Here is a 13887-nt window from a genome sequence, read left to right on the forward strand (position 1 = left end):
GGCCCGCCAACGCACGCTGCGTGCCACGCGGCGGTTCGCGCAGGACGGGCCCGTTTCGCGTGGAAACGCCGTGCGCGGGCGGGGCGGCGGTGCGGCCCGGTGCGTCGACCTGCGGCAGGTGTCACGAAACTGAACAGTCGTTGCCCCCGAACGCGCTGAACCGCTTGGCGGCGCGCGAAGTGCTGCTACGGTGCGCGCAGGACCCACTTGCCCTGCACGGTCTGCCGGCCGCACGCCCCGGGGCCCCCCAGGAGACAGGACTTGCGATGAGCCCGGCACCGGCCCTTGCCCCTCGACCGTCCGCGCAGCAGTTGCGCGAGGCGCGCCACCAGCTGCTCGACACCGGCGCCGTCACCGCCGGGCTGATCGACCCCGCGCTGCAGGCCAGCTGGCAACGCAGCCGCGCCTTCGGGCTGGCGCCGCGGGGACGCATGCCGGGCATGCCGCATGCATCGGCGGCACAGCTGGCGCGGGCGCTGGAGCACCGCCATGCGCTGGTCTCGCAGGCGCGGCCGGTGATGGAGTTCCTGAGCGAGCAGATCCGCGGCACCGACAGCATCGTGTTCCTGGCCGATTCGCAGGGCATGCTGCTGTGCGCGCTGGGCGACGACGGCTTTGCCGAGAGGGCCGCACGCGTCGCGTTGCGGCCGGGGGCGATCTGGCACGAGCAATGGCGCGGCACCAACGCCATCGGCACCGCGCTGGTCGAGGAGGCCGCGGTCGTCGTGCACGGCGCCGAGCATTACCTGGAGCGCAACAGCTTCCTGACCTGCGCGGCCTCGCCCATCGTCGACCCGGCGGGCCAGACGATCGGCGTGCTCGACATCAGCGGCGGCCGGCGCAGCCACCATTGCCACACGCTGGGGCTGGTGCGCTCGGGGGCGCGCATGATCGAGCACCAGCTGTTCGAGGCGCGCTATGGCGGTGGCCTGCAGCTGCGCCTGCACACGCGGCCCGAAGGCATCGGCAGCGTCACCGAAGGGTTGCTGGCCGTCAGCGAAGACGGCTGGCTCGTCGGTGCCAATGCGGCGGCGCTGGCGATGCTGGGCCTGCCGCGCGGCATGATCGGTGCGGTGACGGCGGAGCGCGTGCTCGGCATCGACCTGGCCGGCCTGCTGGCGGCCAGCGGCAGGACGCCTCGCCTGCTGCGCTCGCTGCCGCGCGAGGACGGCGGCGCCTTGTGGGTGCGGCTCGACACGGGACGTGGCAGCGCGCTCGCGGTGTCGGTGCGGCCGGTGGCGGCGCCCGCCCCGGCCGCCGACGCACTGGCCGCGCTGGACCGCGGCGACGGCACCATGCAGGCCGTGGTCGCGCGTGCGCGCCGCGTGGTGGACAAGCCGATCGCGTTGCTGCTGCAGGGCGAGTCGGGCGTCGGCAAGGAGGTGTTCGCGCGTGCCTGCCATGCGAGCGGACCGCGCCAGGCGCGCCCCTTCGTCGCGGTGAACTGTGCCGCGTTGCCCGAGACGCTGATCGAGGCCGAGCTGTTCGGCTACCGGCCGGGGGCCTACACCGGTGCCGGGCGCGAAGGCTCGCCAGGGCGCATCCGCGAGGCCGACGGCGGCACGCTGTTCCTCGACGAGATCGGCGACATGCCGCTGGCCCTGCAGGCGCGCCTGCTGCGCGTGCTGCAGGAACGCCAGGTGGTGCCGCTGGGCGGTGGCCAGCCGGTGGCGGTGGACTTCCAGCTGGTCTGCGCGACGCACCGCCGGCTGCGCGACGAGGTGGCGGCCGGGCGGTTCCGCGAGGACCTGTACTACCGCATCAACGGCCTGACCCTGCAGCTGCCGCCGCTGCGCGAGCGCACCGACCTGCCGGCGCTGGTGGACGCGCTGCTGCAGGAGGTCGCGCCCGGGCAGGACATGCAGCTGGCGCCCGAGGTGGCGGCCGCGTTCGGTCGCTACCGCTGGCCGGGCAACCTGCGCCAGCTCGCCAACGTGCTGCGCACCGCCTGCGCGCTGGCCGAGGACGGCGATCCGGCGATCGGCTGGGCCCAGCTGCCCGACGACATCGCCGAGGAGCTGAACCGGCCCGCGGCCGGCCGCGAGCTGCACGACGCCGACACCGACCTGCGCCAGCAGGCCGCGCGCGCCGTGCAGCAGGCGGTGCAGGCCGCGCACGGCAACCTGTCGGAAGCGGCCCGGCGCCTGGGCATCAGCCGCAACACCCTGTACCGCAAGTTGCGCGAGCTCAAGGGCCTCGCCTAGCGTGCCGCGCCCGCAACGGCAAGCGGGTCGTGCCCCTTCCCCGGCAGCAGGCCGGCGCGGCAAGATCGGGCCTTGCCGACGCCGGTGTCCGGCGTGCCGAGGAGCATCGAGCGATGAGCAACCCCAGTCCGCCAGACACCGACGTGGCCCTGCGGGACGACCTGCGCCGCCATCTGCCGTTCTCGCAGATGGAGCCGGCGCATGTCGATCTCTTCCTGCAGCACGCGCGGCCCCGGGCGTTCGCCGCCGGCCAGCATGTGCTCGGTCCGGCCGACGGCGTGGTGGAGTGCCTCTACCTGGTGCTCGACGGCGCGATCTCCGGCGTGCTCGGCCCCGCCGACGGGAACGACGGCGGCTTCCAGTACGAGCGCGGCGACATGTTCCCGGTGGCGGCGCTGCGCGAGCGACGGCCCGTCGCGGCCACCTACACCGCGCAGGTGGCCACGCGCTGCCTGGTGATCGGGCGCGAGCCGGCGCAGGCGCTGGCGGCCGTCAGCGCGCCGTTCGCCGACGTGCTGCTGCGCCGGCTGCCGCGCTTTGCGGATGCCTCGCGGCAGGCGATGCAGGCAGCGCTGGTGTCGCGTACGCTGTCGGCCCAGTCGCTCGAGACCCGGCTGGGCGACCTGTGCCGCGGCGCACCGGAGGCCTGCCTGCCGTCCACGCCGCTGGCCGACGCCCTGGCGCGCATGAGCCGGCGCGGCATCGGCTCCATCGTGGTGACCGACGAGGCGCAGGCCCCGGTCGGCATCTTCACGCGGCACGACCTGCTCGACCGCGTGACGCTGGCGCAGGTGCCGCTGTCGACGCCGATCGAGCGCGTGATGAGCGCGCCGCTGCACAGCCTGAGCGACGAGCACACCGCGCAGGACGCGGCGCTGCTGATGGCGCGCCACGGCGCGCGCCACGTGCCGGTCACGCGCGGCGGCCGGCTGGTCGGGCTGGTGTCCGAGCGCGACCTGTTCGCGCTGCAGCGCCTGTCGCTGAACCAGCTGAGCACCGAGCTGCGCCGCGCCCCCGACCTGCCGACCCTGCAGTCGCTCGCGCAGGACCTGCGCCAGTTCGCGCGCAACCTGCTCGGCCAGGGCGTGCAGGCCAAGCAGCTGACCGAGCTGGTCAGCCACCTCAACGACGTGCTGACCGAGCGGCTGGTGACCCTGGTCGCGGCGCGCCACGGTCGCGACATGACGCGCGCCTGCTGGCTGGCCTTCGGCTCCGAGGGACGCTCGGAGCAGACCATCGCGACCGACCAGGACAACGGCCTGATCTTCGAGAGCGATGACCCGGATGCGGACCGTCCGGCGTGGCTGGCGTTCGCCCGCGAGGTCAACGAGGGGTTGGATGCCTGCGGTTACCCGCTGTGCCGCGGCAACGTGATGGCGAGCAATCCCGAGTGCTGCCTGACGCCGGACGAATGGCGCCGGCGCTTCGGGCGCTGGATCGCCCAAGGCTCGCCCGAGGACCTGCTGGCGGCCAACATCTACTTCGACCTGCGCCCGCTGGCCGGCAACCTGGCGCTGGCCACGCCGCTGCGCGAGTTCATCGTCGAGCACGCGCGCGGCGCGACGCGCTTCGGCCACCTGCTGGCCGAGGACCTGCTGCGCCGCCGCGTGCCGTTGACCTGGCTGGGCGGCATCGACGCGCGCCTGGTCGACGGCGTGCCGGTGGTGGACCTCAAGCTGCTGGGCACGGCGATCTTCGTCGACGTGGCCCGCCTGCTGTGCCTGATGCTCGGGCTGTCGGAGGTCAACACCCGCCGCCGGCTGGAGGCCATCGCGCGGGCCCAGCACGTCGATGCGCACCAGGCCGAGGCCTGGGTGACGGCGTTCGAGTTCCTGCAGATGCTGCGCCTGCGCGCGCAGCTCGACGGCCTGGCGCCGCCCGGCGCCGGCAATCCCAACCTGGTGCGGCTCGATGCGCTGAACGACATCGACCGCCGCATGCTCAAGGAATGCTTCCGCGTGGCGCGCCGCCTGCAGCAGCGCGTGGAGCTGGACTACGTGCGCTAGGCGCTGCGATGCGCCGCGCGCGCCAGCAGGTGCAGCGCGAGCAGGTAGCCCCACAGCGTCAGGCCGATGGTGCCGGTCCAGGTGGCGTAGGGCGCCAGCCCCAGCAGCGCGGCCAGCACCGCGCCGGTCATCAGCGCACCGCAGACCAGATGGATGCCGGCTGCGTAGGGCGCCCAGCGCTCCGGGTCGCGCGGCGGCTGGCCGCGGCGCACCGCCACCTCGGCGAAGTTGCGCCGCACGATGATGGTCCAGGCGCGCTTGAGGCACAGCGCCGCCAGGGCGATGCCCAACAGCAGCAGGAGCCAGGCGAGCAGGACGGTAGGGTGTAGTTGCATGGAGGGCCTGAAAGCCGCAAGGGCAGGTTGACCGGATCAGCGGATTCCACCAGAAAAAAGCTCCCGCCGCAGCGGGAGCTTTTCAGGGGAGCGAGGGCCGTGCTCAGTGAGCGTGGGCCACGCCGGCACCACGCGGGGTGCGCATGTTGTCCACCATCTCCTGCACGTGGACCGGCGGGGCGGCGGTGACCATGCTCACCGCGTAGGCGACCACGAAGTTCACGATCGCGCCGACGGTGCCGAAGCCCTCCGGCGAGATGCCGAAGAAGCCGTTGGCGCCACCCACCAGGTGCAGGTACTCGGTGCCCTTCACGAAGAACAGGCCCTTGTGCGCGAACACGTAGAACAGCGTGATGAACAGGCCAGCGAGCATGCCGGCGACGGCACCCTGGCGGTTCACGCGCTTCGAGAAGATGCCCATCATGATGGCCGGGAACAGCGAGCTGGCGGCGATCCCGAAGGCCAGGGCCACCGTGCCGGCCGCGAAGCCCGGCGGATTCAGGCCCAGCCAGCCGGCCAGCACGATGGCGCCGGCCATCGCGATCTTGCCCGCCAGCAGTTCGCCCTTCTCGCTGATGTCCGGCTTGAACACGCCCTTGATCAGGTCGCGCGAGATCGCCGAGGAGATCGCCATCAGCAGGCCCGCGGCGGTCGACAGCGCGGCGGCCAGGCCACCGGCGGCGACCAGCGCGATCACCCAGTCGGGCAGCTGCGCGATCTCGGGGTTGGCCATCACCATGATGTCCGGGTTGACGTTCAGCTCGTTGCCCTTCCAGCCGGCGGCTTCGGCCTTGGCCAGCACGTCGGCGTTCTGGGTCTTGTCGTTGTAGTACTGGATGCGGCCGTCACCGTTCTTGTCCTCGAACTTCAGCAGGCCGGTGGCTTCCCAGCGCTTCATCCAGTCCGGACGGTCCTCGTAGCGCAGGCTGGCCTCGGGGGCGTACAGGTCGCCACCCTGGGTCACCTCGGCGTTGATGGTGCCGATCAGGTTGAAGCGCGCCATCGCGCCGACGGCCGGGGCCGTCGTGTACAGGAGGGCGATGAACACCAGCGCCCAGCCGGCCGAGGAACGCGCGTCCTTGACCTTGGGCACGGTGAAGAAGCGCACGATCACGTGCGGCAGGCCCGCGGTGCCGATCATCAGCGACAGGGTGAAGAACACCGTGTTGAGCACGCTGTCGGCGTAGGCCGTGGTGTACTGCGCGAAGCCGAGGTCGGTGACCACCTGGTCCAGGCGCTCCAGGATCGGCATGTCGGTGCCCGTGAGCGTGCTGCCCAGGCCGAGCTGCGGCACCGGGTTGCCGGTCAGGTGCAGCGAGATGAAGATGGCCGGCACCGTGTACGCGAAGATCAGCACCACGTACTGGGCGATCTGCGTGTAGGTGATGCCCTTCATGCCGCCGAACACCGCGTAGACGAACACGATGGCCATGCCGATGTAGATGCCCGCGTCGGCCGACACGTTCAGGAAGCGCGAGAAGGCGACGCCCACGCCGGTCATCTGGCCGATCACATAGGTGACCGAGGCCATCAGCAGGCACAGCACGGCCACGGTGCGCGCGGTGCGGCTGTAGAAGCGGTCGCCGATGAACTCGGGCACCGTGAACTTGCCGAACTTGCGCAGGTACGGCGCCAGCAGCATGGCCAGCAGCACGTAGCCGCCCGTCCAGCCCATCAGGAAGACGGTGCCGCCGTAGCCCATGTTGGAGATCAGGCCGGCCATGGAGATGAACGACGCCGCCGACATCCAGTCGGCCGCGGTGGCCATGCCGTTGGCGATCGGGTTCACGCCGCCGCCGGCGACGTAGTACTCCTTGGTGCTGCCGGCACGGGACCAGAAGGCGATGCCGATGTACAGCGCGAACGTCAGGCCGACGATCAGGTAGATGGTGGCTTGTTGGCTCATGTCCTGCCCCTCAGTCCTCGTCGACGTCGTGTTCGCGGTCGATCTTCTTCATGCGCCAGGCGTAGAAGAAGATCAGCACCACGTAGAGGTAGATCGCGCCTTGGTGGGCGATCCAGAAGCCGAGCGGGTAGCCGCCGAGCTTGATGCTGTCCAGGGCCGGCTTCCAGATGATCCCGAAGCCGTACGAGACGACCGCCCAGACGATCAATATGGCGGTCAGCAGACGCAGGGTCGCCCTCCAGTAGGCGCTGCTGCGCTCCTTGTTTGCGCTCATCTCCACATTCCTTCTGTTGTGCTTGATGGATGCCGTCAGAGGGTGGGTCAGCCCGCGCCCTGGCGGCGTGCTGCGGCGCTGCCGGCACCCGCGGCGCCGGTCAGCACGGCGCAACCATTGCCGCGAATGCTTACGCGAGACTTGAGCGAGGCTTACGCGAAACTTATTCCGCCGCGCGAAATGCGCACGGCGGGCCGCGAAGCCAGCAACCATGCGGGCTGCGTCATGGCCGGGGGCAAACGCCCGGACGGTGCCCTAGGGAAAATCCCGAGCCGAAATGCGGCACGGTGCCGGCCCCGGCGCAGGGGTCCGGGGCGCGGCGGATGCTTCACATCGCAGAGAATCAGCTGGCCAGATCATTCAAGGAGCTCCCATGCGTTTGAAGGACAGGGTCGCCGTCATCACCGGGGCGGCCAACGGCATCGGACTGGCCACGGCCCGCAAGTTCGCCGACGAAGGCGCGATCCTGGTGCTGTGCGACGTGCAGCAGGAGGCGCTGGACCGCGCGCTGGCCGGCCTGCTGCCGCGCTCGCCGCAGTCGAGTGCGCACCGGGTCGACGTGACGAAACGCGCCGAGGTCGACGCGATGGTGCAGGCCGTGCTGGCGCGCCACGGGCGCATCGACGTGCTGGTCAACAACGCCGGCATCACGCGCGATGCGCGGCTGCAGAAGATGACCGAGGAGCAGTTCGACCAGGTCATCGACGTCAACCTCAAAGGGGTGTTCCACTGCACGCAGGCGGTGGTGGGCCCGATGCTCGAGCGCGGCAGCGGCGTGATCCTCAATGCCTCGAGCGTGGTGGGCCTGTACGGCAACTTCGGCCAGACCAACTACGCGGCCACCAAGGCCGGCGTGATCGGCTTCACCCGCACCTGGGCACGCGAGCTGGGCCCCAAGGGCATCCGCGTCAACGCGGTGTGCCCGGGCTTCATCGCCACCGACATCCTCTCGACCATCCCCGAGAAGGTGCTGGAACGCATGCGCGAGTCCTGCTGGCTGCACCGCCTCGGGCAGCCGGAGGAAATCGCCAACATCTATGCCTTCCTGGCCAGCGACGAAGCCAGCTACGTCAACGGCGTGGCGCTCGAGGCCAGCGGCGGCATGTCGCTGTGAACGGAGCGTCGCGGAACCAGGACGTTCCGTGGGGGTCTTCCGGGGCAAGGCGGCGGCTCGGGGCAATTTGTCTATGCTTGAGGGCCTGACGACAACCCTTCGGTCCCACCCAGCGCCAGTCATGAATCAACGGCCAGCCGACCCGGAGTTCGAAGCCGAAAGGGAAGCGGCGCGCCGCCGTATTCGCTTCCTGATGGAGTTCTGGCAGATCAAGCCGGAAGACATCGCGCGTGCTGCGCCGCCCTGTGACGGGACCTCAGCCGCGCCGGACGACGGGCCCCGCCCGCCGCGCTACCGCCACCCGGTCACGGGCGACACCTGGGACGGCTCGGGCTCGCAGCCGGAATGGCTGCGCCGCGCGTTGCTGCAGGAAGGCTACACCGTCGAAGAGCTGCGCATCGCGGACGCGCAGGCGGCGGGCAACTGAAGCTCACCTGCGGCGGCGCACCGCATGGTCGTCGCTGCGCCGGCGCAGCAGCCAGGCGCCCACGCGCTGCGGGTCGGCGCCGACCTGCGCCACGGCTTCGCGCAGCAGGCCCGGCGTGACGGCGAGCTTTTCCGCCCAGTGGCGCATGCTGGCCTCGTCGCGAGGGTCCAGCAACGGGGTGTCGTGGCGCTTCATCTCAGTGCAGGGTCGGCCACACCGGCAGCAGGCCCGTTTCCCCGCAATGGCACATCAGCGGCGCAGGCGTCATCTCGAACGTGACGTGTTCGTGGCCGCAGCCCGCGCAGCGCCATGCGTGGCTGACGACCTCGCTGTCGATCTCGATCGTCAGTTCCTCGTCCAGCTCCTGCAAGGCGCGCAGGAACTCGTCCTTGTCGATCAGGTAGTGCATGGGGGCCTCCTTCGTCAGCCGTGGTCTTCCATGGCCCCATTGCGCCACAGGTGCCGTCGCGACCGCGTCAGCGGCGCACCGACAGGGCTGTCGTCCCGTGACCACAAGCCGGCGCGGTGCGCTGCCACGCTCGCGCGGGAGGGTCAGACCGTCAGCACCAGCTTGCCGAAGTGCGCGCCCGACTGCAGGTGGCGCAGGGCCTCGGCAGCCTCGGTCCACGGCCAGCTGCGGTCGATCACCGGGCGCAGCGTGCTGGCGGCATAGGCCGCGGCCACCTGTTCCAGCATCACGCGCGAGCCGACCGCGATGCCGCGCACCACGGCCGGGCGACGGAAGATCTCCAGCGGGTTGATCATTCCCTCGGTGCCGCCCAGGTAGCCGATGATGTTGACCTGGCCGCCCGGGCGCAGCGCCTGCAGCGATTGCGAGAAGGTGTTGGGCCCGCCCACCTCGATCACGTGGTCGGCGCCACGCCCGCCGGTCAGCGCCAGGACCTCGGCGGCCCACTGCGGCGTGCGCCGGTAGTTGATCGTGCCCCAGGCGCCCAGCTCGCGGGCACGCGCCAGCTTCTCGTCGCTGCTGGAGGTCACGATGGCGCGTGCGCCGGCCATCACGGCGAACTGCAGCGCAAACAGCGAGACGCCGCCGGTGCCCTGCACCACCACCACCTCGCCGGGGCGCAGCCCGCCCGAGGCCACCAGGGCGTTCCAGGCCGTCGCGCCGGCGCAGGGCAGGGTGGCGGCCTGCACGTCGGTCAGCTCGTCGGGCACGGGCACCAGGCGATCCTCCGACGCGATGATCTGCTCGGCGAGCACGCCGTCGCGCGGGCCGCCCAGCGAGCTGCCGGCCTCGCCCGGCTGGAAGCGGCCGTCGACCCAGCGTTCCCAGAATGCCAGCATCACGCGCTGGCCCGGCTTGACGCGCGTGACCGCCTCGCCCACCACCTCGACCTCGCCGACGCCGTCGGACAGGGGCACCAGCGGCAGCTCGAAGCGCGTGTGGTAGGTGCCGAGCACGACCTGCAGGTCGCGGTAGTTGACGCTCATCGCGCGCATGCGCAGGCGCACTTCGCGCGGACCGGGTTCCGGCAGGGTGCGGCGCACCGGCTGCAGGCCGTCGAACCCGTGGTGGTGGATCGCAAGGCACAAGGTGCTCATCGGACAGGTCCTTTCTTCGCTTCGTTCAGCTCTGGCGCCGATTCTGGCGTGCCGCGGATCCGCATGCAAATTCATAATGTGGATCATCTTCATGCATATGGCGCAAGTCATGCTCAGCGAACTCAGGACCTTCGTGCTGCTTGCCGAGCTGGGCTCGGCCCAGGAAGTCGCGCGCCGCCTGCCGTTGACGCAGCCGGCGGTGACGCGCCAGCTGCAGCGGCTCGAAGCCCTGCTGGACGCGCAGCTGCTGGACCGGCGCAGCAAGCCTGCACGCCTGACGCCTACCGGCGTCGCGGTGCTGGCCGAGGCGCGCAAGGTGCTCGCGGCGGTCGAGGAGCTGAAGCAGGTGGCCTCGCAGAGCGCCGAGCCCAAGGGCGTGCTGCGCCTGGGACTGGCTCACGCGCTGTGCGAGCCGGCCCTCGCGGACGGCCTGCACGAGCTGGGCCGGCGCCACCCGGCGGTGCGCCTGCAACTGGCAAGCGGCTGGAGCAGCGAGTTGCTGGCGCGCGTCGACCGCGGCGAGCTGGACGCGGCGGTGATCCACCTGGCCGGTGCCGCCGACGCGATGCCGCCGCCGCGCGGGCAGGTGCTCGCGGAGGATGACCTGGTGTTCCTCGTCTCGCCGCAGCTGCCGTTGCCCGCGCGCCCGCGCCTGGAGGCGCTCAACCGCATCGGCTGGGTGCTGACGCCGGACACGGTCTGCGGATCGCGCGGCGCCTTGCGCGCGGCGGTGGAGCGCAGCGGCGTCGCCCTGCACGTCGCGGCCGAGGTGCAGGATGCGGCCTTGCAGGCCGGCCTGGTGCAACGCGGGCTGGGCGTGGGCGTGATGCCGCGGCGCCGGGCCGAGGCGTGGAGCCGGATGAAGCTGCGGCGCGTCAGTGTCCCGGGGCTGCGCCTGCGCATGACGGTCTCGCTGGTGCGCGCACTCCACCTGGGCCGCCTGGCGCGGGCGGTGGACACGCTGGAGGCGGTGCTGAAGGAGCGCCTGCGGCGCCAGGGGCGTCGTCAGTAGCGCGGCCGCCGGCCAGCCACCGTGGGCAGCGGCTCGCCCGCCAGCCACGCCCGCGCCACTTCGGCCTCGTCGACCTGCGAGGCCAGCCACGACACCTCCGGCGGCACCACGCGCGTGCCGGGGGCGGCGTCGGGCAGTCGCCGTGCCAGGTGCACCGCGAAGGCGGCCAGCCGGGCCGCGCGCACCGGCTGGTGCTGTTGCGGCAGCATCATCTGCAGCTGGCCCAGCATCCAGTGGGCCAGGCGCTGCAGCCCGCGCGCGGTGGCACCTGCCGGCGCCTGCGGCGAACGCACGAACAGGACGTGCCGGAAGTCCAGCGCCGCCACCGCCTGCTCGTCCAGCGAAGCCAGTCCCTGCTGCAGGGCCTGCGGCAGCGCGCCCGGGGCATGCGGCAGCACCACCAGCAGGTGGCGCACGCCGGCTGCGTGCAGGCGCCGTGCGATGCCGGGCAGCTGTTCGGGTTGCGGCCGCACGAAGGCCTCGTCGCGGCCGTTGACGTGGCGCTCGCGGTCGAAGACGACGAAGGCGGTGTCGGCCTGTGTCCCGCGTCGTGCCAGCTGCGCCTCGGGCAGCGGATGGAACGTGGCCAGCGCCGGCGCCACCGGCGCGGCGACCAGCGCCTGCACCTGCCGGAATCCGCCGCCACCCAGAGCCTGCTCCAGCACCGCCGAGCCGAGCGCGCCGCCGGCGCCGACGACGAGCACGGTACGGGCCGCAGCGGCGGGCCGGGGGGCAGGGGCGTGGGCGGCGCGCAGCGCCTCGTTCAGCAGGGTCATGGTGGCTGCAGTATGCCCGCAGCCGGCACGGGAACGCCACTTGCCGCATCGGTCCGGCCCGACGGATCCCCCAGGAGGAGTCGCGATGGAACGCAAGCATGGATCGCACGCGCCGGCGCCGGGCCACCGGCCGGCGCCGGTGGACATCGGCGCCGAATCGGTGGCCGGCGAGGAGGACCCGGGCGCAGGCATCGACACGACGCTGCAGTCCGGTGCCTGTCGCCCGGACGGCATCGACCCCGCCTCCGGCCTGCGCGGGGACGGCTGCCTGGCGCAGCCTTCCGGCGAGGACGACACGCGGCAGGACTTCGAGCCGCTGGACCGCGGCCGCATCCACCTGCTGGACCCGCTCGAGGTGCAGTACTGGTGTCGCGAGCTCGGCTGCAGCGAGGCCGAGCTGCACGACGCGGTCGGCCGCGTCGGTGCCCACGTCGCCGCGGTGCGCGAAGCCCTGCGCAGGCCGCGACGCTGACGCCCGGCGGGACGCGGCGCGCGCCGCCGCGTGGCCGGCCTCACAATGTCGGCTCGCACGCTGGAGGGCTGGACGTGAGGGCAAGGCAGGCGGGGTTCACGCTGATCGAGATGGTGGTCGTGCTCGCGATCATCGCCATCCTGGCGCTGATGGCGGTGCCTTCGATGCAGGCGCGGCTGGTGCGCGAGCAGATCGTCGAGGCCATGCCGCTGGTCGACCTGGCCCGCCGCCCGGTCGCGTCGATGTGGAGCACGGCACGCGAGCTGCCGCAGGACAACGCCGCGGCGGGGCTGCCACCGCCCGATCGCATCGTCGGCAATCATGTCAGCAGCGTGCGCGTCGAGGATGGCGCGGTGCACGTGACCTTCGGCAACCAGGCCAACGGGGCGCTGCGCGGCAGGACCCTGACGCTGCGCCCGGCGGTGGTCGAGGACGCGCCGGTGGTGCCGGTGGCCTGGGTGTGCGGCCACGCGCCGGTGCCGCAGCGCATGACCGTGCACGGGCGCAACCGCACCGACGTGCCGGAGCGCTACCTGCCGCTCAACTGCCGCTGAAGGCGCGCGGGCGGCGCGCTCATTCCTCGCTGCGGTGCGCGGCCCAGCGGTCGTACGCCCACATGCCGGCGAGCATCGCCAGCACGAACACCAGCCCCTCGACGGCGCCGGTGCCCAGCAGCACCACGCCCGGGCCGGGGCAGATGCCCGCCAGGCCCCAGCCGATGCCGAACAGCAGCGCGCCGACGACCAGGCGCCGGTCGATGCCCCGGGTCGAGGGCAGCTGCATCGGCGCGCCGAGCAGCGAGCGGCGCCGGCGCCCCGCCACGGCAAAGGCCACCAGCCCCACCGCGATCGCGCCGCCCATCACGAAGGCCAGCGACGGGTCCCAGGCCCCGGCCAGGTCGAGGAAGCCCAGCACCTTGGCCGGGTCGGCCATGCCGGCCACCAGCAGCCCGAGGCCGAACACCAGGCCGGACAGGAAGGCAAGGACGTGCAGCACGGGGGTCTCTCCTTCAGCCCGCGACCAGGTGGCGCATCACGTACACCGTGGCGAAGCCCGTGGCCATGAAGGCGAGCGTGGCGACCAGCGAACGTGGCGACAGCCGCGACAGCCCGCACACGCCGTGGCCGCTGGTGCAGCCCGAGCCGCAGCGCGTGCCGACGCCCACCAGCAGGCCGGCGGCCGCCAGCAGCACGTAGCCGGCCTCGATGCGCAGCGGCGGCAGCTCGGCGAACAGCCGCCACAGCACCGGCGCCGCGACCAGGCCCAGCACGAAGGCCGCGCGCCAGCCGACGTCGCCGGCGCGCGGGCGCAGCAGGCCGCCGAGGATGCCGGAGATGCCGGCGATGCGGCCGTTGAACAGCACGAGCAGCGCCGCAGCCAGGCCGATCAGCACGCCGCCGGCCAGCGACGCCCAGGGGGTGAACTCGTTCCAGGCAATGGTCATCGATGTCTCCGGGAGCGGGGGGCGGGCGCGCAGAACATGTCGTAGAGCAGCTGCAGCAGCTGCAGCACCCGTTCGTCACTGACGCGGTAGTAGATGTGCTTGCCCTCGCGCCGCGTGGCGACCACGCCCTCGTTGCGCAGCACGCCCAGCTGCTGCGACAGCGTCGGCTGGCGTATGTCCAGCAGCGCCTCCAGCGCGCCGACGCAGCACTCGCCCTGCGACAGCTGGCACAGCAGCAGCAGGCGGTCCTCGTTCGACATCAGGCGCAGCAGGGCGGCCGCATCGGTGGCAGCCGCACGCATCGCGTCCATGTCGGTGGCAGTGGCGGAAGGCATCGGGGGGTGAACAGTT

17 protein-coding genes are annotated in these 13887 nt (G+C 72.2%); 7 read left to right on the forward strand and 10 right to left on the reverse strand.

What is annotated here, in order from left to right:
* The first annotated feature begins 266 nt into the window (after window positions 1-266).
* Entirely contained in the window at window positions 267-2204 is a 1938-nt protein-coding gene (locus IS481_RS02460; protein WP_104358288.1) for a sigma-54-dependent Fis family transcriptional regulator, read from the forward strand.
* Between the two features lie 113 nt (window positions 2205-2317).
* Window positions 2318-4210: a DUF294 nucleotidyltransferase-like domain-containing protein gene (locus IS481_RS02465; RefSeq protein WP_104358287.1), complete on the forward strand. Its 1893-nt coding sequence runs from the start codon at window positions 2318-2320 to the stop codon at window positions 4208-4210.
* Here the strand turns inward: IS481_RS02465 and IS481_RS02470 are convergent.
* The 3 genes from IS481_RS02470 to IS481_RS02480 form a co-directional block, all read right to left on the reverse strand.
* The gene (locus IS481_RS02470) at window positions 4207-4545 is read right to left on the reverse strand and encodes a hypothetical protein (RefSeq protein WP_104358286.1); all 339 of its coding nucleotides are present in this window, start codon (window positions 4543-4545) and stop codon (window positions 4207-4209) included. The genes IS481_RS02465 and IS481_RS02470 overlap by 4 nt on opposite strands.
* A 103-nt stretch (window positions 4546-4648) precedes the next feature.
* Window positions 4649-6451, reverse strand: coding sequence for a sodium:solute symporter family protein (locus tag IS481_RS02475; protein WP_104358285.1), 1803 nt, complete (start codon window positions 6449-6451; stop codon window positions 4649-4651).
* A 10-nt stretch (window positions 6452-6461) separates the two neighbouring features.
* Window positions 6462-6725, reverse strand: a complete 264-nt coding sequence (locus tag IS481_RS02480) for a DUF4212 domain-containing protein (protein ID WP_104358284.1) — start codon at window positions 6723-6725, stop codon at window positions 6462-6464.
* A gap of 373 nt (window positions 6726-7098) precedes the next feature.
* On the opposite strand from IS481_RS02480, the gene fabG reads away from it, so the two are divergent.
* Together fabG and IS481_RS02490 are read left to right on the forward strand one after the other, a co-directional pair.
* Window positions 7099-7839: a 3-oxoacyl-ACP reductase FabG gene (gene fabG / locus IS481_RS02485; protein ID WP_104358283.1), complete on the forward strand. Its 741-nt coding sequence runs from the start codon at window positions 7099-7101 to the stop codon at window positions 7837-7839.
* 121 nt (window positions 7840-7960) lie between these two features.
* The gene (locus IS481_RS02490; protein ID WP_104358282.1) at window positions 7961-8266 is read left to right on the forward strand and encodes an H-NS family nucleoid-associated regulatory protein; all 306 of its coding nucleotides are present in this window, start codon (window positions 7961-7963) and stop codon (window positions 8264-8266) included.
* Window positions 8267-8269: 3 nt separating this feature from the next.
* On the opposite strand, the gene IS481_RS02495 is transcribed toward IS481_RS02490, so the two are convergent.
* The 3 genes from IS481_RS02495 to IS481_RS02505 all read right to left on the reverse strand — a co-directional run bounded on the left by IS481_RS02495 (window position 8270) and on the right by IS481_RS02505 (window position 9832).
* On the reverse strand, window positions 8270-8461 hold the full coding sequence (locus tag IS481_RS02495) for a DUF3606 domain-containing protein (RefSeq protein ID WP_104358281.1): 192 nt from the start codon (window positions 8459-8461) through the stop codon (window positions 8270-8272).
* 1 nt (window position 8462) lies between these two features.
* Window positions 8463-8675 carry a hypothetical protein gene (locus tag IS481_RS02500; protein WP_104358280.1) on the reverse strand — a complete coding sequence of 71 codons (213 nt, stop codon included), beginning with the start codon at window positions 8673-8675 and terminating at the stop codon, window positions 8463-8465.
* A gap of 143 nt (window positions 8676-8818) precedes the next feature.
* Window positions 8819-9832 (reverse strand): zinc-dependent alcohol dehydrogenase family protein, encoded by a 1014-nt coding sequence (locus tag IS481_RS02505; protein ID WP_104358279.1) that lies wholly within the window; start codon window positions 9830-9832, stop codon window positions 8819-8821.
* 91 nt (window positions 9833-9923) lie between these two features.
* On the opposite strand from IS481_RS02505, the gene IS481_RS02510 reads away from it, so the two are divergent.
* Window positions 9924-10844: a LysR family transcriptional regulator gene (locus tag IS481_RS02510; RefSeq protein WP_170067480.1), complete on the forward strand. Its 921-nt coding sequence runs from the start codon at window positions 9924-9926 to the stop codon at window positions 10842-10844.
* Here the strand turns inward: IS481_RS02510 and IS481_RS02515 are convergent.
* Complete coding sequence (locus tag IS481_RS02515) at window positions 10838-11620, reverse strand: Rossmann-fold NAD(P)-binding domain-containing protein (RefSeq protein ID WP_104358278.1); 783 nt, start codon at window positions 11618-11620, stop codon at window positions 10838-10840. The genes IS481_RS02510 and IS481_RS02515 overlap by 7 nt on opposite strands.
* Window positions 11621-11705: 85 nt before the next feature.
* On the opposite strand from IS481_RS02515, the gene IS481_RS02520 reads away from it, so the two are divergent.
* Both IS481_RS02520 and IS481_RS02525 read left to right on the forward strand, forming a co-directional pair.
* A complete protein-coding gene (locus tag IS481_RS02520) occupies window positions 11706-12092 on the forward strand; it encodes a DUF3606 domain-containing protein (RefSeq protein WP_104358277.1) in 387 nt (128 codons plus the stop codon).
* 74 nt (window positions 12093-12166) lie between these two features.
* A complete protein-coding gene (locus tag IS481_RS02525; RefSeq protein ID WP_165908653.1) occupies window positions 12167-12646 on the forward strand; it encodes a pilin in 480 nt (159 codons plus the stop codon).
* A gap of 19 nt (window positions 12647-12665) precedes the next feature.
* On the opposite strand, the gene IS481_RS02530 is transcribed toward IS481_RS02525, so the two are convergent.
* The 3 genes from IS481_RS02530 to IS481_RS02540 are packed head-to-tail and all read right to left on the reverse strand — an operon-like array spanning window position 12666 to window position 13871.
* Window positions 12666-13088, reverse strand: coding sequence for a YeeE/YedE family protein (locus IS481_RS02530; protein WP_104358276.1), 423 nt, complete (start codon window positions 13086-13088; stop codon window positions 12666-12668).
* Between the two features lie 13 nt (window positions 13089-13101).
* Entirely contained in the window at window positions 13102-13536 is a 435-nt protein-coding gene (locus IS481_RS02535; RefSeq protein WP_104358275.1) for a YeeE/YedE family protein, read from the reverse strand.
* A complete protein-coding gene (locus IS481_RS02540; RefSeq protein WP_104358274.1) occupies window positions 13533-13871 on the reverse strand; it encodes an ArsR/SmtB family transcription factor in 339 nt (112 codons plus the stop codon). The genes IS481_RS02535 and IS481_RS02540 overlap by 4 nt, the downstream gene beginning before the upstream one ends.
* Between the last annotated feature and the right edge of the window lie 16 nt (window positions 13872-13887).

The sequence above is a fragment of the Caldimonas thermodepolymerans genome, from assembly GCF_015476235.1.
Taxonomy (GTDB): Bacteria; Pseudomonadota; Gammaproteobacteria; order Burkholderiales; family Burkholderiaceae_C; genus Caldimonas; species Caldimonas thermodepolymerans.